General features: G+C 69.1%; 17 protein-coding genes and 4 tRNA genes. 12 read left to right on the forward strand and 9 right to left on the reverse strand.

From position 1 onward, the window contains the following. The first annotated feature begins 68 nt into the window (after positions 1-68). Positions 69-144: transfer RNA gene (locus tag ACFRKB_RS16095), tRNA-Glu, on the forward strand. Between the two features lie 316 nt (positions 145-460). Here ACFRKB_RS16095 and ACFRKB_RS16100 read toward each other — a convergent pair. After that, positions 461-1390 carry an AraC family transcriptional regulator gene (locus tag ACFRKB_RS16100; protein ID WP_383106418.1) on the reverse strand — a complete coding sequence of 310 codons (930 nt, stop codon included), beginning with the start codon at positions 1388-1390 and terminating at the stop codon, positions 461-463. A 110-nt stretch (positions 1391-1500) separates the two neighbouring features. Between ACFRKB_RS16100 and ACFRKB_RS16105 the strand changes: the two genes are divergently transcribed. Continuing rightward, positions 1501-2181, forward strand: a complete 681-nt coding sequence (locus tag ACFRKB_RS16105; RefSeq protein ID WP_383106420.1) for an NAD(P)H oxidoreductase — start codon at positions 1501-1503, stop codon at positions 2179-2181. A 302-nt stretch (positions 2182-2483) separates the two neighbouring features. Here the strand turns inward: ACFRKB_RS16105 and ACFRKB_RS16110 are convergent, their stop codons facing one another. Further along, complete coding sequence (locus tag ACFRKB_RS16110) at positions 2484-2792, reverse strand: hypothetical protein (RefSeq protein ID WP_383106421.1); 309 nt, start codon at positions 2790-2792, stop codon at positions 2484-2486. A gap of 39 nt (positions 2793-2831) precedes the next feature. Between ACFRKB_RS16110 and ACFRKB_RS16115 the strand changes: the two genes are divergently transcribed. Then, positions 2832-3083: a hypothetical protein gene (locus tag ACFRKB_RS16115; RefSeq protein WP_383106422.1), complete on the forward strand. Its 252-nt coding sequence runs from the start codon at positions 2832-2834 to the stop codon at positions 3081-3083. A gap of 220 nt (positions 3084-3303) precedes the next feature. Here ACFRKB_RS16115 and ACFRKB_RS16120 read toward each other — a convergent pair whose 3' ends face one another. After that, complete coding sequence (locus tag ACFRKB_RS16120) at positions 3304-4455, reverse strand: serine hydrolase domain-containing protein (RefSeq protein ID WP_383106423.1); 1152 nt, start codon at positions 4453-4455, stop codon at positions 3304-3306. A gap of 215 nt (positions 4456-4670) precedes the next feature. Here ACFRKB_RS16120 and ACFRKB_RS16125 point away from each other — a divergent pair, with 215 nt between their 5' ends. Further along, positions 4671-5300, forward strand: a complete 630-nt coding sequence (locus ACFRKB_RS16125) for a TetR/AcrR family transcriptional regulator (protein WP_383106424.1) — start codon at positions 4671-4673, stop codon at positions 5298-5300. A 72-nt stretch (positions 5301-5372) separates the two neighbouring features. Here the strand turns inward: ACFRKB_RS16125 and ACFRKB_RS16130 are convergent, their stop codons facing one another. Further along, entirely contained in the window at positions 5373-6383 is a 1011-nt protein-coding gene (locus tag ACFRKB_RS16130) for a polysaccharide deacetylase family protein (protein WP_383106425.1), read from the reverse strand. Positions 6384-6667: 284 nt separating this feature from the next. On the opposite strand from ACFRKB_RS16130, the gene ACFRKB_RS16135 reads away from it, so the two are divergent. The 3 genes from ACFRKB_RS16135 to ACFRKB_RS16145 all read left to right on the forward strand — a co-directional run bounded on the left by ACFRKB_RS16135 (position 6668) and on the right by ACFRKB_RS16145 (position 8670). Next, complete coding sequence (locus tag ACFRKB_RS16135; protein ID WP_383106426.1) at positions 6668-8209, forward strand: putative glycoside hydrolase; 1542 nt, start codon at positions 6668-6670, stop codon at positions 8207-8209. A gap of 291 nt (positions 8210-8500) precedes the next feature. Then, positions 8501-8575, forward strand: a tRNA-Asp gene (locus tag ACFRKB_RS16140). 21 nt (positions 8576-8596) lie between these two features. Next, positions 8597-8670, forward strand: a tRNA-Phe gene (locus ACFRKB_RS16145). 55 nt (positions 8671-8725) lie between these two features. Here ACFRKB_RS16145 and ACFRKB_RS16150 read toward each other — a convergent pair. The 3 genes from ACFRKB_RS16150 to ACFRKB_RS16160 form a co-directional block, all read right to left on the reverse strand. Next, positions 8726-9631, reverse strand: coding sequence for a cytochrome c biogenesis CcdA family protein (locus tag ACFRKB_RS16150; protein WP_383106428.1), 906 nt, complete (start codon positions 9629-9631; stop codon positions 8726-8728). Next, complete coding sequence (locus ACFRKB_RS16155) at positions 9628-10410, reverse strand: DsbA family protein (protein ID WP_383106429.1); 783 nt, start codon at positions 10408-10410, stop codon at positions 9628-9630. The genes ACFRKB_RS16150 and ACFRKB_RS16155 overlap by 4 nt, the downstream gene beginning before the upstream one ends. An 86-nt stretch (positions 10411-10496) precedes the next feature. Continuing rightward, a complete protein-coding gene (locus ACFRKB_RS16160; RefSeq protein WP_383106430.1) occupies positions 10497-10901 on the reverse strand; it encodes a hypothetical protein in 405 nt (134 codons plus the stop codon). Positions 10902-11098: 197 nt separating this feature from the next. On the opposite strand from ACFRKB_RS16160, the gene hrpA reads away from it, so the two are divergent. The 3 genes from hrpA (at position 11099) to ACFRKB_RS16175 (ending at position 15665) form a co-directional block, all read left to right on the forward strand. Further along, positions 11099-15040, forward strand: a complete 3942-nt coding sequence (hrpA, locus tag ACFRKB_RS16165) for an ATP-dependent RNA helicase HrpA (protein WP_383106431.1) — start codon at positions 11099-11101, stop codon at positions 15038-15040. A 101-nt stretch (positions 15041-15141) separates the two neighbouring features. Then, positions 15142-15216, forward strand: a tRNA-Asp gene (locus tag ACFRKB_RS16170). 236 nt (positions 15217-15452) lie between these two features. Next, positions 15453-15665 carry a DUF6274 family protein gene (locus ACFRKB_RS16175; protein ID WP_383106433.1) on the forward strand — a complete coding sequence of 71 codons (213 nt, stop codon included), beginning with the start codon at positions 15453-15455 and terminating at the stop codon, positions 15663-15665. Positions 15666-16076: 411 nt separating this feature from the next. Here ACFRKB_RS16175 and bldC read toward each other — a convergent pair whose 3' ends face one another. Both bldC and ACFRKB_RS16185 read right to left on the reverse strand, forming a co-directional pair. Then, complete coding sequence (bldC, locus tag ACFRKB_RS16180) at positions 16077-16283, reverse strand: developmental transcriptional regulator BldC (RefSeq protein ID WP_003949541.1); 207 nt, start codon at positions 16281-16283, stop codon at positions 16077-16079. Positions 16284-16846: 563 nt separating this feature from the next. Further along, entirely contained in the window at positions 16847-17728 is an 882-nt protein-coding gene (locus ACFRKB_RS16185) for a hypothetical protein (RefSeq protein ID WP_383106434.1), read from the reverse strand. 190 nt (positions 17729-17918) lie between these two features. On the opposite strand from ACFRKB_RS16185, the gene ACFRKB_RS16190 reads away from it, so the two are divergent. Beyond that, positions 17919-19019 carry a Leu/Phe/Val dehydrogenase gene (locus ACFRKB_RS16190; protein ID WP_383106436.1) on the forward strand — a complete coding sequence of 367 codons (1101 nt, stop codon included), beginning with the start codon at positions 17919-17921 and terminating at the stop codon, positions 19017-19019. Between the two features lie 301 nt (positions 19020-19320). Further along, entirely contained in the window at positions 19321-19572 is a 252-nt protein-coding gene (locus ACFRKB_RS16195; RefSeq protein WP_030350036.1) for a DUF3073 domain-containing protein, read from the forward strand. Positions 19573-19646: the final 74 nt, after the last annotated feature.

Here is a 19646-nt window from a genome sequence, read left to right on the forward strand (position 1 = left end):
ATAGCTCTGCCCATCCCATATGCTTCTCACGTCCCCGACGCGCTGCAAAGCGCCCAGGCGGGCCCTTAGCCCTCATCGTCTAGTGGCCCAGGACGCCGCCCTTTCAAGGCGGTAGCACGGGTTCGAATCCCGTTGGGGGCACCACGTTGATAGTCCCTCTGACCAGCAACAACATTGGTCAGGGGGACTCTTTGTGTCTATGAACGTCAGCACCTGGTGAACGGCCACGGCCAGCAGTGGCCGCCGGGGCGGGTACGCGGGCACGGCTTCGTCGTGGACGTATGCGAACCCGGCGAACTGTTCGAGCCCTTCGCGTCGTCGACGGCAACTCAGCCCGGCGCCGGGCGTCATCCACCGTCGAGCGGGCCTTGCCGTCAGGAGGCGTCTCGATCGCGACGAATCGGTGTCGTGCTGCGGTCCGGAGCGTGGGGCCCGCGTCTTTGCCGCCGCGTGCCGTGACTCATGCCGCCGTGGTGCGGAACGTGCTGGGGCTGAGGCCCTTGTGGCGTTTGAAGGCGGCGCTGAAGCCGAAGGCGTCGGCATAGCCGACGGTCTTGGCGATCTGGGCGATGCTGAGGTCGGTGTCGACCAGGAGTGCCTCGGCGTCGTCCATGCGGCACTCGGTCAGGTAGGTGAGGGGCGGACGGCCCATCAGCTCGGTGAAGCGCCGGGCGAACAGTGCCCGGGAGACGCCGGCTTGAGCGGCCAGCGATGCGACCGTCCAGCTCTCGGCGGGCCGCCCGTGGAAGGCGTGCAGGGCTGGGGCGAGGACCGGGTCGGCGAGGCCGCGGTACCAGCCGGGCGCGTCGGCGCCCGCTCGGTCGAACCAGGTGCGCAGCGTGCAGACCAGGGTCCAGTCGAGGAGCCGGTCCATCAGCGCCTGCGAACCGGCGGAGAGCCCGGCGGCGTCGGCGGCGGAGTTCTCCAGCCAGGCGCAGACCTCGGCGTCCTCGGCGATGACCAGGACGGGCGGCAGGGCGCGCAGGAGCCGTTCGTGGCGGTGCCCCGAGGCGCGGTAGGCGCCCACGATCAGCGCGGTCGCTCCCTCCGGGCCGGTGCCCCAGTGGATGCCGTCGAGTTCCTGGCCGGTGCGCGCGGCGTCCGCGGTGAAGCAGTTGATCTCGTACGCGGTGTGGGGGCGGTGGACAGTGGCAGGCTCGTCCGCGAGGCGGAACCGTGCGGGGCCCTGGACGATGGCCGTGTCGCCCGCGCCGATCGCCCGCTCGGTGCCGTCGGACAGCAGCAGCGTGCCGCCCCCGCGCAGCACGCTGACCATGGTGAGCGGAGCGGCGTCGGCGAAGGTGATACTCCAGGGCGCCGTCAGGACGGCATGGCTGACGACCGAGCCCTCGGCCCGGATGCCGTTCAGCAGTGAGCTCAGAGGATCCACAGGGCAATCGTAGACGATCTCCTATGTCCTGGAGAGTTTCTCCCATGGATCATCTACGGTGCCGCGGTTGTACTGGACTCACTGCACAGATCGAGCCCTCGGGAGACACCGTGCCGCAGCACAGCAGTGACACCAGGACAGCCCTCGTGGTCGTCGCGCACCACCGCAACGATTCCCTCACCGCCCACACCGCCCGCCGCGCGGCTGCCCAGCTTGAGGCCGCCGGATACCGCATCGACCTGCTCGACCTGCACGCCGAGGGGTTCGACCCGCGGATGAACGTGGAGGACCAGCCGGACTGGGGCAACCGGGAGAAGCCGTACTCGGACGAGACGCACGCCCACATGCGGCGGATCCTCGACGCCGATGTCGTCGTCGCCGTCTTCCCGGTGTACTGGCAGAGCGTGCCCGCCATCCTCAAGGGATGGATCGACCGCGTATGGAACTACGGGTTCGCCTACGGCCGCAGTAAGCCCCGCCTGGCGGGCAAGCGCATGCTGTGGCTGGCCCTGGCCGGCGCCACCGTCGACGACCCCGTCGCGGAGGCGATGCAGTCCGTCCTCGAAGCCAACCTGAGCGACGGCATCGCCTACTACTGCGGCTTCTCCCGCTCCACCGTAGGCCTGCTCCTGGACGCGGAGGAGCGACCGCAGCGCATCGACGCCGAGGGCAATCTGCTGGTCGGCGAAGCGGTCGCCGGCGCCAAGCGGGAGGCGCAGTACACCGATTTCGACCGTCGGGCACGGAAGTTCGTGGAGGAGTTCCTCGCGGACGGACTCGTCGCGGCCTGACGGCCTCCGGATCCCGTGGGCTGACACTGCGGTAGTAAATGCGTGACCTGGTGCCCGGCTCGCACCGGCGGACCCCTGGGCGCAATTCCGCCACCATCGCCCGACTCCGCGAAGACGATCGACGACACACACGCCTACTGCACCGACATCGCGCACTTCATGGCCAGGCCTGCCCCTACCCGGCCCCTCGCCAGCAAGGTGGCTCGATGGCGAAGATGGCGTGAGCCCCGCGCTCGTCCGCTCCCCGGCTCCGGCCGCAGGGCCCGGCCGGGCGGAAGTCCGTCCGCCCGGCCGGTACGTCGTCACTCGATGGGGGCTTTGCGGTCGAAGAAATACGACTCGACCAGATCGGCGGTCGGCGCAGTGCTCTTCCACTGCTCGGACCGGCTGTAAAAGCGCCCTCCCTGCGTCACGACCGCAGCGGTCACCCGCAGAACCTCGGCCACCGGCAACCGGAGATCAGCGGGAACGCCGCCTTCGCCGCCGTCCCAATCGGAATCCTTCAGCGTGCCGAACCTCCACAGGGCCTCAAGGCCCTCGATCGACAGACCTGTGTACGGCTCGACGCACGTCGTGCCGAGGCAGAGGCCACCTTTCGCCCCGGCCAGCACCCGACGAACTCGTGGTTCGAGAAGGCGAAGACGCGAGAGATGGCCGCAGCGAACACGCTGACCGCGCGCGATGCTGCGGTGAAGGCGGCTCAGGCGAAGGAGGAGGCCGACGTCACGGCGCGGGAAACAGCTGCTGTAGTCCTGCGGCTGTTCGACAACGACGCCAAGTTGGTCTCGGAACTGCTGGACGTCCCGGCGGAGGAGCTAGAACGCGAGGCGAAGCCTGTTACCGCCGCTCGGGCAAAGGAGGTCATCGAAGCGCTGCGGGCCTCATCCCGCTCACGGCGGTGAACGGGTCCGGGCCCGTTCCCGTTGACGAGCAACTTGCCCTCATGGGTGAGCCAACGCCCGTACGCATACGGGGGCATCTCCAGCACCGGGCACGCCAGTTTCCGGGCGACATCACGGCCCGGCCCGACGCGCCGCCGGCGCCCGTCGGCAGCCCAGGCTACCGCCGTGAGCTGCCGATGGAATGGGCGCCGCTTGCCGCACCTGAGCGTCAGGGAGGTGATCATCCGTTGGTGCGCGCCAGTGCACGGAGGAATTCGATGGTCTGCATCTCGCGGCTGACGCTCTCGCCAGGAGACGTGCCGTAGCGGCGATTTGCGGAGAGCTTCACGATGGTCGTGGAGGCCGCTGGGTCGACGTATACGAACTGGTTGTAGACCCCGATGGCCATGAACTCGCCGCGATCGCCTTCAGGAATCCACCACTGATAGCCGTAGCCGACGCCGACGGGGTGGCCGGCCACAAGGACACGTCCCGCCTCCAGGTGGGGTGCCGCGACGGTGACGGAGTCACGCACCCACTTCTCGGGCAGAACGCGGACGCCGTTGACGACACCATCGGCACGGTAGAGCTCGCCGAGCCTCGCGTAGTCGCGGGCAGTGAGATTGAGTCCGTTGAAGGACAGTTCGGTACCGGAGGAGTCGATCAGCCAGTGTCCGGGAGAGGTCATGCCGAGCGGTTCGACGAGCTTCTCGGTCATGTAGTCGGCGAGAGTGCGCCCCGTCGCTCGTGACACAAGGGCGCCGAGCACCTGCGTGTCGGCGGAGTTGTAGTGGGAGATGGTGCCGGGTTCGTGCTCCCGCTCCATCGACGCGACGAAGGCGTCGATGGACCCGCCTGGCGAAAGAGCCCGCCCCAGACGGTGGACCTCGGAGTTGGGGTCGCTGTAGTCCTCGTTCCAGCGCGCACCCGAGGACATGTGCAGGACATCGCGCACGGACACGCCGTCATAGGCGGAGCCGGAGTCCACGGGAATGATGTCGCTGACCGGCGTGTCGATCGAGGGGATGTGCCCTTCGTCCAAAGCGATGCCGACGAGCGCGGAGACGAAGCTCTTGGCCACGGACATCGAGAGCCAGGGAACTTCCGGTCCTCCCGTGAGCCAATACCCCTCGAACCGGATCTCACCGTCCTTGAGCACGAGCAGGGCGGCGGTATCCGTCTCGGTGAGAAGCGCCTCGACGGAGTGGTGCGCACCGTTGAAACCGAAGGTGTCAGGGAGCGTGAGGGGTGCTCCCGAGGGCCACTGGCGAGGGCTCGCAGACGCGGGCATGGCACGCGTGGGCACGAGCTCGGCCATGCGGGAGAAGTTTCCGTGCTGCGGGGTTCCGGTGAACAACTGGAGATCGCCCAGGTGCTTGTGCTCGATGGTCATGGCTGTCCTGTGTGATGAGTGATGACCACTGCGTGGGTTGGCAGGGTCCGGTCGCGGCCGGCAGAGACGGGGGATACGCAGACCGCGCGGAGACAGAAAGCCGTGTGGAACGCACCGCCGGCACCATCGGCACACTAGACACGCTAAGCCAACCTGGCAGTCAATGCCAAATAGCGTGCAGCTGCCAAACTGGCAGTGAGAGTAGAATGTGAGACATGACGCAAGCGGGAGAAAGCCCATCCGTGTGGCAGCGATCCAGGCGGCTGGCCACGCAAGAGATCATGGACACGGCGATTCGCCTTTTCGCTGCGCAGGGCTACGAAGAGACCACAACTGCTCAGATCGCCCAGGAAGCGGGGGTGTCCCAGCGGACCCTGTTCCGCTATTTCGGAACCAAGGAAGACCTTGTCTGCGGAGAGCAGGACGAATTGGGCGAGCGATTCCTTGAGACCGTTCACACCCAGCCGGCGAGCGTCGGCATCTGGGATGCCCTGCAACATGGCTTCGCGTCGCTGTTCACCGACACCACCAGCCATCGGGCGCTGGCACTCGTCACGCTGATCTTCCACACCCCAGCCCTGCGGGCGAGATACACGGAGAAGCGTCTGCGCTGGCAGTCCGAGTTGCTGCCCATCGTCGTCCGCCGCCTCACAGCCTCCGGGACAACGAAGGACAGAGCGGATCTGGAGGCCCGTGCGATCATCGCCGTCACCTTCGCCTGTGCCGACGCCGCTGTGGGGAACTGGGTTGCTCTGAACGGCAAGACGGACCTCTCCGACCTGTATGACCAGGCTCTCGCTCTTGCCCGCACCGCACCCTGCGAGTTCGCCGCCGGCGAGGCGTAGGCGTCCGCCGGGAACCGCGCCCGCCCCCGCGGACGCGGCACCCTCCCGGTCAGTGACCGACGCTTCCGGTGATCAGTACGGCCGGGCCCGCTTCGCGAAGGCCGGCGCCACCTGGTCCTGCAAGGCGCGCGGGAAAGCGACCGTGTTCGGGTCGCCGTCCGAGACGTACCAGTTCTTCGCGGCGGCGATCTTGTCGAGCCACCGCGAAGAACCGAACTCGGCGTCCGCGTCCTTGGGCCCCGCCGAACGGATCCGCGGGATCCCGCCGGGTGTGAAGGACTTGGCGAACGGCGAGACCGAGGGGTTGGCGCCCACGAGGTACACCCCGTCGTTGCGGTAACCCGTCCCCCGCGCGGCGACCTCGGCCGGCTTGGGCATGGCCCCGAAGGGCAGGGCGAGGGACGTGACCTGGGTCCCGGGGGCGGCCTTCACGATCGCCTGCACCCCGCCGGCGATGGCCTTCGCGGCGCCCGCCTGGTCCAGCGAACTCAGATTCTGGTGGCGGTCGGTGTGGTTGCCGACCTCGTTCCCGTGCTGCTTCAGCCAGGCCAGCGCCTTGGCGGAACCGGTGGTCGAGAAGGCGTCCGCGTTGACGAAGAAGGTCCCCACCGGCTTGAACGCGGGGTACTTCTTCGCCGTCTCCGCCATGATGGCGATGGCCGTGTCCCGCGCCGGGTTGCCGTCCGCGCCGAGGGCCACCTGGCTGTTGGTCGAGTCGTCGAACGTGAGGACCACCGGGTGCATTCCGGCCGGGATGTCGATGTGTCCCGTCTGGAAGTCCCGGGCGGTGACCGGCACGTACTTCTCCCGGGCGAGGCGCTCCAGCTCGGCCCGGAAATCGGCCGGGGTGCGGTCGTAGACGCTGGCCGGTTTCGCGGTGAGCTGGTGGTACATCAGCACCGGCACCTGGCCGAGCTCGTCGGCGCCGACCTCCGCCGGGTCTTTCGCGGCGACCTGGCCGGCCGCCGCCGCTGAGGCGGCCGCCTGCCCTTCCCCCGCGGCCGGTGACGACCCCGAGGAGCAGCCCGAGGCGAGCAGGGCGGCGCCCGCCAGGGCGCAGAGCGGGACGAGCGGGTGGCGCATGAGGGACCTCCAAGTCGAATGTGTCGCGCCATCCCTACCGGCGGCGGGAGCCCCCGTACCGCACCATCGCCTGGATGGCGCAGTCACCACGCCGGGGCCGAACGCGGCCGTTCGTATGAAATCCGGTACGAAACAGGAGGACTGACGCACCGGCACGGCAATCAATGGAGGTACCACCCGGCCACAGCACAAAGGACGCCATGATGCCCACATACATATCGCCCTCCGCCTCCTCCTACCGTCCCCCCCGTCCGACCCGACGGCGCACCCTGATAGCGACGGCCGTGGCGCTCGCACTGGCCGGAGCGGGTGTCGGAGCGTGGACCTTCCTCACGCCGGGACCGGGCGTGCATGGTCTCGCCGACGGCTCCTACCTCGACGGGCGCAAGGCCGCGCAGGTCAGCGCCTACCTCGACGCCGGGGCGGCCGGCAGCAAGGAAAAGGTGCGCGCCACCCTCGACGGCAAGGTCGTCCCCATCACGGCTGAGGGCGCCCGTCTGAAACTCGGCCTCCCGCGCCTGACCGAGGGCCGGCACACCCTGGTGGTGGAGGGCGACAGCAAGCTCCCCCTCGCCTCGTACCGGAAGGTCGTCGGCTTCACCGTCGACACCAGCGCTCCCGATCTGACGGTGGCCGACCCCGAGGTGAAGAACGCCTCCGAGCCCGTGACCATCACCGGCAAGGCCTCCACCGATGCCAAGGTGACCGTCGACGGCAAGGAGGTTCCCGTCGACAAGGGCGGATCCTTCAAGATCACAGTGCCCAAGGGCACACCGAGCGTGACGGTCGCCGCCGTGGACCGCGCCGGAAACACCACCTCCAAGGCCGTATCGACCCGGGGCCGTCGCCCCATGATCCGTGCCGCGCACATCACCGCCATCGGCTGGGGCAACGACGCCCTGCGCGGCGGCGTCCTCGCCCTGATCCGCAGCGGCAAGCTCAACGCCGTGGAACTGGACGTCAAGGACGAGGACGGCGAGGTCGGGTACGCCTCCCAGGTGCCGCTGGCCCGTCAGATCGGCGCGGCCAAGGGCTACTACGACGCCCGCAAGGCGATAGCCGAGATCCACGCCGCCGGCGCCCAGGTCATCGGCCGTATCGTCGCCTTCCGTGACCCTAAGCTCGGCGCGGCGGCCTGGAAGTCCGGCAAGCGCAGCCAGGTCGTCCAGACGCCCGCCGGAGAGCCCTACAACGGCGGCCACTACGGAAACCTGTCCTTCACCAACTTCGCCGACCCCGCGGTCCGCAAGTACAACCAGGACCTCGCCGTCGAAGCGGCCAAGCTCGGCTTCGACGACATCCTCTACGACTACGTGCGCCGCCCCGACGGCCCGCTGTCGAAGATGCGGTTCCCGGGCATCGGGTCCGCCACCCCCGAGCAGGCCATCACCTCGTTCGTCGCCGACACCCGGGTCGCGCTGCGCCCGCACGCCAAGTACCTCGGCGTCTCGGTCTTCGGCATAGCCGCCACCCGGCCCCTTGAGATCGCCCAGGACATCCCGGCCCTGGTCAAGGTCAGCGACTACATCGCGCCGATGGTCTACCCGTCCCACTGGGGTCCCGGGGAGTACGGCGTCGCCAACCCCGACACCGCCCCGTACGCGATCGTGCAGCGCTCGCTCGCCGACTTCGCCCGCCTGGCGAAGGGCACCCAGACCGAGATCGTCCCGTGGCTCCAGGACTTCTCGATGGGCAGCAAGTACGGGCCGGCCCAGGTGGCCGAACAGATCAAGGCCGCGGCGGCCAACAAGATGAACTCCTTCATCCTCTGGAACGCCGGTGCCCGCTACCAGGGCGCGGCACTCCAGCAGATCTCCGCACACTGACGCGGCAGGCGAGACCAGTCCCTGGTCTCGCCTCCGCCCAATGGGCCGCGGCGAGGGCCCGTGGATCACGCGGACAGGGCATGACCTGCGTTCTGATACGCTCATCTAGCGACATCGGGCGACCACAGCGTGTCTGATCGGTCACCTGGGGACACCCCCGGGCGGCGAAGCTGAAGCTCGACTGTCGTGGCGATTGTGAGCTCTCCGCAGGTTCGGTTTCGTGCGGAAGCCGACGGAATTCCGTTGGGGGCACGCAACGCCGTGTGCGAGACTGGTGCTCGCACATCGCTTGGTCCTGTGGAGCAGTTTGGAGTGCTCGCCACCCTGTCAAGGTGGAGGCCGCGGGTTCAAATCCCGTCAGGACCGCTGCAGCCGTTGAGGTTGCGTGGCTGGGTAGCTCAGTTGGTACGAGCGATCGCCTGAAAAGCGATAGGTCGCCGGTTCGATCCCGGCCCCAGCCACTTCGGCCCGTAAGGGCGAGAGCCCCCCACCGAGATCCTCGGCGGGGGGCTTTTCTCATGTCCCCGTTTCGGTACGGACCGGCTCGGCCCGCTCGTCACGCCTCTCGCGGCCCCTACGGTCACGCTCGTCGCGGTCCTCGCTGTGGTCGCGGCCCTGGAGCCACCGCAGCAGTGTGATCAGCGCCACCACCAATACCACCCCGCCCAGCAGCGCCCAGTCCGGGATCGCCGCCCCTACCCCGCGCGCCCACTGTTCGGTCGCGAAGGAGTCGTCGACCGAGAGCAGCCCCGGCAGCGCCGTCGTCCCGTCGAAGACGAGGAAGACCGTGCCCAGGACGATGAAGAAGAACCCCGACAGCAGCGAGGTCGTGTGCAGCTCGAAGCGTCCGAGCCGGAAGGCCCGGCCGCGCAGCCACCGCCGGCCGCCGAGATCGAACCGCTCCCAGAGCAGGGCCAGCAGGAAGAGCGGTACGGCCATGCCGAGCGCGTACACCGCGAGCAGCAGCCCGCCGTAGACCGGGCTGCCGCTCAGCGCGGCCACGGTCAGCACGCTGCCGAGGATCGGTCCCGCGCAGAAGCCCGCGAGCCCGTAGACCATGCCGAGCGCGTACACGGACAGCGCGGTCGTCGGCCGGATCCGGCCCGACAGCGCGGCCATACGGCGCGAGGCGAAGCCCATGCCGAGGATCTGGGCGGCCCCGAGCGCGATGATCAGCCAGCCGCCGACGGCGACCAGCAGATCGCGGTGCCCGTAGAACAGCCGGCCGGCGAAGGAACCGGCGGCGCCCAGCGGGACGAGCGTGGTCGCCAGGCCGAGATAGAAGATGCCCGTACGGGCCAGGAGCCGGCCGGCCGAGTCGATGGAGTACGCGAAGAACGCGGGCAGGAGCAGGGCGCTGCACGGGCTGAGCAGCGCGAGGAGGCCGCCGATGAGGGCGACCGGATACCCGATGTCGGTCACTGGTCCGCCTTGCCGCTCTTCTCGGCTTCCGGGGCGGGCTCGGGGGCGGACCCGGGGGTGGACTCCGCCGCGGCCTTCGCCGACTCGATGGCCTCGGTGAAGATCCTCTCCGGCTGAGCACCGGCGATGGGGCGGCCGTTGATGAGGAAGGACGGGGTGGACGTGGCACCGAGGCCGTACGCCTCCTCCTGGTCCTTCTGTACGGCCGCCGCGGCGGCGTCCCCGGCACGGTCGCGGCGGAACCGGTCCAGATCCTTCACCCCGGCCTCCCGGGCGAGCGCGTCGAGCCGGCCGGGGCCGAAGCCCTTCTCCTTCGAGCCCTGGGCGTACGCGGCCGAGTGGAACTGCCAGAAGCGGCCCTGCTGTCCGGCGGCCCAGCCGGCACGGGCGGCGGCCTCCGACTCCGCGCCGAAGATCGGGTAGTTGCGCCACTCGATGCGCAGGGTGCCGTTCTTGACGTACTTCTCGATGAGGCCGGGCTCGGTGTCGCGGGCGAACTTGCCGCAGAAGGCGCACTTGAAGTCGGCGTACTCGACCATGACGACCGGCGCGTCCGCGCGGCCGACGGCGAGCGGGTCCGCCCCGTCGCGGCGGGCGAGCTTCGCCAGCTCGGGATAGACCCCGGCCTGCGGATCGGCGGAGACCTCGGCGACCGGGCTGTCCCCGGTCGCGACGCGGGCGGAGGTGTCGGGCTTGGTGGCGGTGTACGAGACGACGCCGAGCAGGGCGGCGGCGGCCACGACCCCGGCGCCGATGGCGACGGCGCGGCGGGAGGACATGCGGGAAGGCTGTGCGGACATGAGGGTTCGACTCTCCGTGGCAATCCGTGAGAAAAGTGGGCGAAAAGGGCGGATGACTCCGAGCCCTATACGCGCAGTACGGAGAGATCGACCGGAGAGGGCGCGGCGACCGGCGGCGGCCCGCGGTCGGGCGTCACGGCGAGCACGGCCTGAGCGGCGCCCCACGCGCCGGCGGTGTCGCGGGCGTCGTGCAGCGCGGGCAGCAGTTCATGGACGGAGCTGCCGCGTGTGGGTGTGAGGGGCGGGGTGCCGGTGTCGTCCCGGTCGCCGCGCCCACAGCCCGGGGTCTGGCCGCCGTACCCGCCACCGGCCGTAAGGGCCTCGGCCGTGACAGTCCCGGCAGTCGCTGTGCTCCCGACGGCCACGGCGGCCGACGGAAGACAGAACACCAGCGCCACCAGCATCCCCACCAGCGCCCCGCCGACGCCCACACCCACGAAGCGGCGGCGCCGGCTTCCGGTGCGGGTCATCAGGTGCGCCTTTCCGGGGGGACGGAAGTACGGGGACGAGGGGGCGGGGACGGGGGGCGGGGGTACGTGCCTCGCATCGTAAGGGCTGCTCCTCCCGATCGGGCAATACGGCCCCCCGACCCGCCGCGCCGCCGCACCGGGTCCGCCGACAAATGGGTTCGCCACTCCCGAGCCGCGGGTGAGATCCTGGGCCAGGTATGTCTACTTCCTTCGCCGACCTCCAGACCCTGCTGGCCGACGTCTCGCTGCGCGACGCGCAGCGGCTCGGCCGCCGTCTCGAAGGCGCACGGCGCATCCGTAAGCCCGACGCGCGGCAGGCCGTGCTGGACGAGATCGCCGGCGAGGCCGGGAAGGCCGCCGAGCGCACGCGGCTGCGCAGGGCGCGGACGCCCCTCGTCTCGTACCCCGAGGAGCTGCCCGTCAGCCAGAAGAAGGACCTGATCCTGGAGGCGATACGCGACCATCAGGTCGTGATCGTCGCCGGTGAGACCGGCTCGGGCAAGACGACCCAGATCCCCAAGATCTGTCTGGAGCTGGGCCGCGGGGTCCGCGGCATGATCGGGCACACGCAGCCGCGCAGGATCGCCGCCCGTACCGTCGCCGAGCGGGTCGCGGAGGAACTGGACACGCCGCTGGGCGAGGCCGTCGGCTGGAAGGTCCGCTTCACCGACCAGGTCAACCCGGACGCGACGTTCGTCAAGCTGATGACCGACGGCATCCTGCTCGCCGAGATCCAGACGGACCGCGAGCTGCTGGCGTACGACACGATCATCATCGACGAGGCCCATGAGCGGAGCCTCAACATCGACTTCCTGCTGGGCTATCTCGCCCAGCTGCTCCCCAGACGCCCGGACCTGAAGGTCGTCATCACCTCCGCGACGATCGACCCGGAGCGCTTCTCCCGCCACTTCGGCGACTCCCCCATCGTGGAGGTCTCGGGGCGTACGTACCCGGTCGAGGTCCGCTACCGGCCGCTGCTGGAGGAGGACGGCGAGGAGGGCGACCGCGACCAGATCACCGCGATCTCCGAGGCCGTGGACGAACTCCACGCGGAGGGCCCCGGCGACATCCTGGTCTTCCTCTCCGGCGAGCGTGAGATCCGTGACACCGCCGACGCGCTGGAGAAGCGCAAGCTCCGGGGCACCGAGGTCCTCCCCCTCTATGCCCGGCTCTCGCACGCCGAGCAGCACCGCGTGTTCCAGCGCCACAGCGGTCGCAGGATCGTTCTGGCGACGAATGTCGCCGAGACGTCGCTGACCGTCCCCGGCATCAAGTACGTGATCGACCCGGGCACCGCCCGTATCTCCCGCTACAGCCACCGCACCAAGGTCCAGCGGCTGCCGATCGAGCGGATCTCCCAGGCCAGCGCCAACCAGCGCAAGGGCCGCTGCGGCCGTACGTCGGACGGGATCTGCGTACGGCTCTACTCCGAGGACGACTTCGAGGCGCGCCCGGAGTTCACCGACGCCGAGATCCTCCGTACGAACCTGGCGTCCGTCATCCTCCAGATGACCGCGGCCGGCCTGGGCGACATCGAGAAGTTCCCGTTCATCGATCCGCCGGACCACCGTAATATCCGCGACGGTGTGCAGCTGCTCCAGGAGCTGGGCGCGTTCGACCCGTCGCAGGCCGCGCAGAAGGATCCGAAGAAGCGGCTCACCCCGCTCGGCCGCAAGCTCTCCCAGCTCCCCGTGGACCCGCGGCTGGCCCGGATGGTCATCGAGGCCGACCGCAACGGCTGCGTGCGCGAGGTGATGGTGATCGCCGCCGCGCTCTCCATCCAGGACCCGCGCGAGCGGCCCGCCGACAAGCAGGCCCAGGCCGACCAGCAGCATGCCCGGTTCAAGGACGAGACCTCCGACTTTCTCGCCTTCATCAATCTCTGGCGCTACATCAGGGAGCAGCAGAAGACGCTGTCCTCCTCGGCCTTCCGCCGGATGTGCAAGTCGGAGTATCTGAACTTCCTGCGGATCCGCGAGTGGCAGGACATCTACTCGCAGCTGCGTACGGTCGCCAAGCAGATGGGCATCCACCTCAACGAGGAGGACGCGGCGGACCAGCCGATCCATGTCTCGCTGCTGGCGGGGCTGCTGTCGCACATCGGGATGAAGGATGTGAAGGACGGCCAGAAGAACGAGTATCTGGGCGCCCGCAGCGCGAAGTTCGCGGTGTTCCCCGGCTCGGCCCTCTTCAAGAAGCCGCCGCGCTTCCTCATGTCCGCCGAGCTGGTGGAGACCTCCCGGCTCTGGGCGCGCGTCAACGCGAAGATCGAGCCCGAGTGGATCGAGCCGCTGGCCGGCCATCTCCTCAAGCGCACCCATAGCGAGCCGCATTGGGAGAAGGACATGGCGGCCGTGATGGCGTACGAGAAGGTGACGCTGTACGGGGTCCCGATCGTCGCCCAGCGCAAGGTGAATTTCGGCCGAATCGATCCCGAGGCGTCCCGGGAGCTGTTCATCCGTCACGCGCTGGTCGAGGGCGACTGGCGCACGCACCACCAGTTCTTCCATGACAATCGCAAACTCCTGGGCGAGGTCGAGGAGTTGGAGCACCGCGCCCGGCGCCGCGACATCCTCGTGGACGACGAGACGCTCTACGACTTCTACGACCAGCGGGTGCCGGACGAGGTGGTCTCGGGCGCGCACTTCGACTCCTGGTGGAAGAAGAGACGCCGCGAGGAGCCGGAGCTGCTCGACTTCGAGCGGTCGATGCTCATCAACGAGAAGGCCGGCTCCGTCACCAAGGACGACTACCCGGACTCCTGGCGGCAGGGACCGCTCAAGTTCCGCGTGACGTACCAGTTCGAGCCGGGTACGGACGCGGACGGCGTGACCGTCCATGTCCCGCTCCAGGTGCTCAACCAGGTCACCTCCGAGGGCTTCGACTGGCAGATCCCGGGGCTGCGCGAGGACGTGGTCATGGAGCTGATCCGCTCGCTGCCCAAGCCGGTCCGCCGCCATTACGTGCCCGCGCCGAACTACGCGAAGGCGTTCCTGGAGCGTGCCGTGCCCCTCCAGGAGCCGCTGCCGGTGACGCTGGCCCGCGAGCTCCAGCGGATGGTCGGAGTGCCCGTCACGTCCGACGACTTCGATCCGGCCCGGATGCCCGACCATCTCAGGATCACGTTCCGCATCGTCGACGAGCGGCGCCGCAAGATCGCCGAGGACAAGGATCTGGAGGCGCTCAAGCTCCAGCTGCGCCCCAAGGCCCGTCAGGCGCTCTCCAAGGCCGCCGCGGCCACCGCCGAGCGCGCGGGCGGCGAGTCGATCGAACGCACCGGGCTGACGGAGTGGACGATCGGCACGCTCTCCCGGGTCTTCGAGACCCGGCGGGCCGGCCAGCCCGTCAAGGCGTACCCGGCGCTGGTCGACCAGGGCGCGACCGTGGCCGTACGGCTCTTCGACACCGAGGCCGAGCAGCGGGAGGCGATGTGGGCGGGCACGCGCCGGCTGATCCTGCTGAACATCCCGGTGAACCCGGCGAAGTTCGCCTCCGACAAGCTCACCAACCAGCAGAAGCTGGCGCTCTCCCGCAATCCGCACGGCTCCATCCAGGCGCTCTTCGACGACTGCGCCATGGCCGCGGCCGACAAGCTGATCGCGGACCACGGGGGTCCGGCGTGGGACGAGGAATCGTTCCGGAAGCTGTACGACAGGGTGCGCGCCGATCTCGTCGACGCGACCGTGCGGACCATCGGGCAGGTCCAGCAGATCCTGGCCGCCTGGCAGGCCTGTGAGCGCCGTTTGAAGGCCACGGGCAGTCTGACCCTGGTCAACAACGTCCAGGACGTCAGGGACCAGCTGGCGGCCCTCGTACCGGCCGGCTTCGTCACCCGCACCGGGCTGCGCAGGCTGCCCGACCTGATGCGCTATCTCGTCGCGGCGGACCGCCGGCTCCAGCAGATGCCGACGAGCGTCCAGCGCGACACCACGCGCATGGAGAAGGTCCACGAGATGCAGGACGAGTACGCCTGGCTGCTCGAACAGCTGCCGCGGGGACGGCCGGTGCCGCAGCAGGTGCTGGATATCCGCTGGATGATCGAGGAGCTGCGGGTGAGCTACTTCGCGCACGCGCTGGGCACCGCGCAGCCCGTCTCGGACAAGCGCATCATCAAGGCGATCGACGCGGCGGCGCCGTAACGCGTTCATGGTGGAGGGTGCGCGGGGAGTGAGTTCGACCGGACCCTCCGAGCTGCTGTAGAGTCTCGTTTCGCAGCCGCCACTACGGGGCCGCGAAACCTGGTCCTGTGGAGCAGTTTGGAGTGCTCGCCACCCTGTCAAGGTGGAGGCCGCGGGTTCAAATCCCGTCAGGACCGCAGTAGAGCGAGAGCCCGCATCCCCTCGGATGCGGGCTCTCGTGTTGTGCCGTGTCACGGGTGACCCCCTTGCGTACGGCAAGCGCCGTCGACGCGGTGGTCACGCGGCAGTAATGCCGTACCCAAATCCGCCGGGCCGCGCCCGCATCTCCTTGACGCCGCCAACGGCCGGGGGTACCTAAGCAGAAGGGCCCCACGCTCATCGCATCCACGGGCCCGCCCCGGGGGTGGTGTGCATGACGGCATCGTCGACGAAGCATGAGACCCGCGCGCTGCTGCGCGCCCATCTGGCGGCCGCGTCCGGCCACCCGCATCGCACCGGGTACTGCCCGATCTGTCATCGGCTCCAGCGGCTCGCCATGGAGCCCTCGGCCGGCGACGACCTCTTCCTCGAAGAGTGCTTCCTGGACGAGGAGTTAGCCGAGGGTCAGGCCACCTCCGCCACATGACCGCCGCGCGGCCGTCATCCTTCCCGTAGCGCGCCCGCCGTTGGCAAGACCTTCGCGGTGTGATGCTAGTCACCGAATGAGTTTCTGGAATGAAGGCGCTTACACCCCACATACAATCCACCAATTTAATATGTGCAATTGCACCCTCTTCCGACCCTCTCCGGAAGCACCTCCGAAAGCGCTCACACAGCGCCCCAGCAGGGCCGGGACACCCGTCTCCCCGGCACACAAAAAAGATCGCGCTGGACCCGGCGGAGTCCAGCGCGATCGACGACTTACCCGTGTTGCGAGGGCATGGGACCTGTTGGGGCAGGCGCCCGTCGTGTGGAGCTATGGGTCGGGACGACCGAGTTTGGGGGACCCGGCTGTGCCCTGCTTGTAGTTACGCCCTAATGAGCCTTACTGGGTTGTTCAGGCCTCGCTGCGCTGCTGCGGAATACCCGCAAGCAGTGCGCGGACCTCTGCCTCGCGATACCGGCGATGCCCACCGAGCGTGCGGATGGACGTGAGCTTGCCGGCCTTTGCCCAGCGCGTGACCGTCTTCGGGTCCACACGGAACATCGTGGCAACCTCAGCCGGGGTCAGCAGCGGCTCGGCATCAGGGGTGCGAGCGGTCATGAGCGGCCTCCTCGGGAGAACCGAACCATCTCGGTTCTTTCCTCTAAATTCTGCACCTTGACCCGCGTTGCCCGAAATGGCGGACGCGGGCCGAGTCGGTTATAGGACGAACGGCTTGTCCTCGGCACTACAACTACACCATCCGTCCAGCCACGTCGGCCAAACCGATGGAATTGCCCTCTGAGGTGCTCATCAGTGGCGGAAGCCGATGGACCATGCCATAGCGGACAGTCACGTCACAGATACGATCAGTCACAGAGCGATCAGGAGTCAACAGATCCCCCGCATAGAGTGCAATGCTGAGCGTTCCGCCCACACTTGGACGGAAGGAACCCTCCCCGGACTCCTTGTCCTATTTTGACACGAGGGTGGGTGATGGGCGCAAGAGCCCCGTTAGTGCGGTCCGTCACGCTTGAGACAAAGGCCCGGATCGGGACCTCCGCCCCAGGGCCGGTTCACGGTCCGTAAAGGACCGCGCACCGCCCGTTTCGGTGCCCGTTTCGTGCGCCGCCGCCCGCAACTCTCCGCCCCGTGGGAGTCGGGGAGTGAGACAGAGTATGAACTCAGTTCGCGAACTGGCGGTCCCGGACCGCCCGCCACCGCTCCGTGAGCCGCCCGTAGGCCTCCCCGGCACCCTCGTCGTCCCCCTCGCGCAGCGCCGCGATGGCCTCCGCCACGTCGGCCGCCGAGTGGTCCTCGGCAAGCTGAGCGCAGGACAGTACGTGCACCAGACCTCCGTAGTCCAGTTCGACCAGTGAGCGCGGGTGGAACTCCTCCAGCCAGCGCCCCACGTCCACCAGGCCCTCGATCAGCGGACCGTCGTCCACGGTGTCCCGCAGGGTCTTCAGCGAGCGGGCCAGCCGGCGCCGGGCCTGCACCATCGGGGTCCGGTAGCGCAGCACCCGCGCTTTGGCCCCGCCGTCCCCGCCGTCCTCACCGGCCCCGGCGCCCCCGGCCGCACCTGGCTCAAAAGTGCGCTCGTCGTCGGCGAAGAGCGTGAACCAGCGCACCGGCACCTGCCAGACCGCCGTCCGGATCCACGGCCGCGCGTCCGGGTTGCGGTCCCGCCAGCGCTCGTAGTCCTTCGCCGCCTGCCCGCGCACCACCGGCGGCAGCACCGCGTCCAGCAGCGGTACGGGCAGCACCTCCCCCAGCTCCTCCAGCGCCAGCCAGCCGCGCAGCCGGGTCCGCCACGGACAGACGCACACCACACCGTCCACCTCGGCGATGAAGGCGTCCGCGCTCTCGTGCACGGGTACCGGCACCGGCGGGGTGGGCAGCAAGTCGGCCAGGGAGCGCCGCAGTTCGTCCTGCGCGGTCGGCGTGCCGTCCCGTGCGGCGTAGCGGCGCCAATGGCCGCGCTCGGGCTCCGCGAAGGCCGCCAGCGGCTCGTAGACCCGCAGGTAGGACGCGTATGGGACGAGAACTGAAGACACCGCCGGCATGCGGCGCATCGTCCCATGCCTGTACCCCACAAGGGGGTGATCCTTGGCAGTGCGGCTGATCTGCGCCCCCGCAGGACTTACTCTCTTGCTTGCTCGACCGACCTACCCGCACAACCAGCACCATGAGGGCCCTCCCCCAACCCATGGGAGGGGCCTTCCCACCGCCGCTTCGTACTTGGGAGTCACCACAGTGACCGATGTGACCGGCGCTCCTGTCGATGTACTGCACACCCTGTTCCGTTCGGAGCAGGGAGGCCACGAGCAAGTCGTGCTGTGCCAGGACCGTGCCAGCGGCCTCAAGGCCGTGATCGCCCTTCATTCGACCGCCCTGGGCCCCGCCCTGGGCGGCACCCGTTTCTACCCCTATGCCTCCGAGGAAGAGGCCGTCGCCGACGCGCTGAACCTCTCCCGGGGCATGTCGTACAAGAACGCCCTGGCCGGGCTCGACCACGGCGGCGGCAAGGCCGTGATCATCGGTGACTCCGCGCAGACCGAGGGCAGCCGGCGGACCGAGCTGCTGCTCGCCTACGGCCGGTTCGTGGCCTCGCTCGGCGGCCGGTACGTCACCGCCTGCGACGTCGGCACCTATGTCGCGGACATGGACGTCGTGGCGCGCGAGTGCCGGTGGACCACGGGCCGCTCCCCGGAGAACGGGGGCGCGGGCGACTCGTCGGTCCTGACGGCCTTCGGGGTCTTCCAGGGCATGCGGGCGAGCGCGCGGCACCAGTGGGGCGACCCGTCACTGAGCGGCCGTACGGTCGGGGTCGCGGGCGTCGGCAAGGTCGGGCAGCACCTGGTGGAGCATCTGCTCCAGGACGGCGCACAGGTCGTCATCACGGACGTACGGGAAGAGTCGGTCACGCGTATCACCGACCGCCATCCGCAGGTCGCGGTCGTCGCCGACAACGACGCGCTGATCCGCACCCCGGGCCTGGACATCTACGCCCCGTGCGCGCTCGGCGGCGCGCTCAACGACGAGTCCGTACCCGTCCTCACCGCGGCCGTGGTGTGCGGAGCGGCCAACAACCAGCTCGCCCACCCCGGCGTCGAGAAGGACCTCTCGGACCGCGGGATCCTCTACGCGCCCGACTACGTGGTGAACGCCGGCGGAGTGATCCAGGTCGCCGACGAACTGAACGGGTTCGACTTCGAGCGGTGCCGCGCGAAGGCCGCGAAGATCTTCGACACCACGCTGGCAATATTCGCACGTGCGAAGGAAGACGGGATTCCGCCGGCCGCGGCGGCGGACAGGATCGCCGAGCACAGGATGGCGGAAGCCCGCCATAGCTGACCGCACGTGAGGCCGGCGTGACGCCCGGGGACCGCGCGGGGGACCGTTCGGGAGACCAGACTCACGCCGGTCGGCGGGTCGCCCCTCAGGAAGAGGTTAAAATCGCAGCTGACCAGCGAGGACGGGGCGTCTCGTTGGTCCCGCGCCGAGGCGCGTCATGCGGGCGGCGTACCGTATGGCCGCGGAAGCAGGTACCGTTGAAGCCCTACGGACGGGTCTCTCCGCGGAGAGCTCGTTCTGATTCATGAACGCGTGTCAAGACTCTGGGGCCGTCGAGCCCCGTCACCGAGGGGGTCGAGCCATGGGGCGCGGCCGGGCCAAGGCCAAGCAGACGAAGGTCGCCCGCCAGCTGAAGTACAACAGCGGCGGGACTGACCTGTCGCGTCTGGCCAACGAGCTGGGCGCATCGCCTTCAAGTCAACCACCGAACGCGGAGCCGTTCGAGGATGACGACGAGGAAGATGACCCGTACGCACAGTACGCGGATCGGTACAACGACGACGAGGACGAGGACGACGAGTCCGGACCCTCGACGCGGCGCCGCGGCGCTTGACGTCCTTATACGTCGATATACCCCGAGCAGTAGCTCATTGCCCGGTCCTGGGCGGTAGTCCGGGACCGGGTTCT

The sequence above is a fragment of the Streptomyces scopuliridis genome, from assembly GCF_042790125.1.
Lineage (GTDB): Bacteria > Actinomycetota > Actinomycetes > Streptomycetales > Streptomycetaceae > Streptomyces > Streptomyces scopuliridis_A.

Bases quoted from the DNA above. Each gene is read 5' to 3' on its own strand.
- ACFRKB_RS16195 (WP_030350036.1), top strand. From the start codon at position 19,321: ATGGGGCGCGGCCGGGCCAAGGCCAAGCAGACGAAGGTCGCCCGCCAG.
- ACFRKB_RS16130 (WP_383106425.1), bottom strand. From the start codon at position 6,383: ATGCGCCACCCGCTCGTCCCGCTCTGCGCCCTGGCGGGCGCCGCCCTG.
- ACFRKB_RS16160 (WP_383106430.1), bottom strand. From the start codon at position 10,901: ATGACCCGCACCGGAAGCCGGCGCCGCCGCTTCGTGGGTGTGGGCGTC.
- ACFRKB_RS16120 (WP_383106423.1), bottom strand. From the start codon at position 4,455: ATGACCATCGAGCACAAGCACCTGGGCGATCTCCAGTTGTTCACCGGA.
- ACFRKB_RS16155 (WP_383106429.1), bottom strand. From the start codon at position 10,410: ATGTCCTCCCGCCGCGCCGTCGCCATCGGCGCCGGGGTCGTGGCCGCC.
- ACFRKB_RS16115 (WP_383106422.1), top strand. From the start codon at position 2,832: ATGGCCGCAGCGAACACGCTGACCGCGCGCGATGCTGCGGTGAAGGCG.
- ACFRKB_RS16185 (WP_383106434.1), bottom strand. From the start codon at position 17,728: ATGCCGGCGGTGTCTTCAGTTCTCGTCCCATACGCGTCCTACCTGCGG.
- ACFRKB_RS16125 (WP_383106424.1), top strand. From the start codon at position 4,671: ATGACGCAAGCGGGAGAAAGCCCATCCGTGTGGCAGCGATCCAGGCGG.
- bldC (WP_003949541.1), bottom strand. From the start codon at position 16,283: ATGACCGCTCGCACCCCTGATGCCGAGCCGCTGCTGACCCCGGCTGAG.
- hrpA (WP_383106431.1), top strand. From the start codon at position 11,099: ATGTCTACTTCCTTCGCCGACCTCCAGACCCTGCTGGCCGACGTCTCG.
- ACFRKB_RS16175 (WP_383106433.1), top strand. From the start codon at position 15,453: ATGACGGCATCGTCGACGAAGCATGAGACCCGCGCGCTGCTGCGCGCC.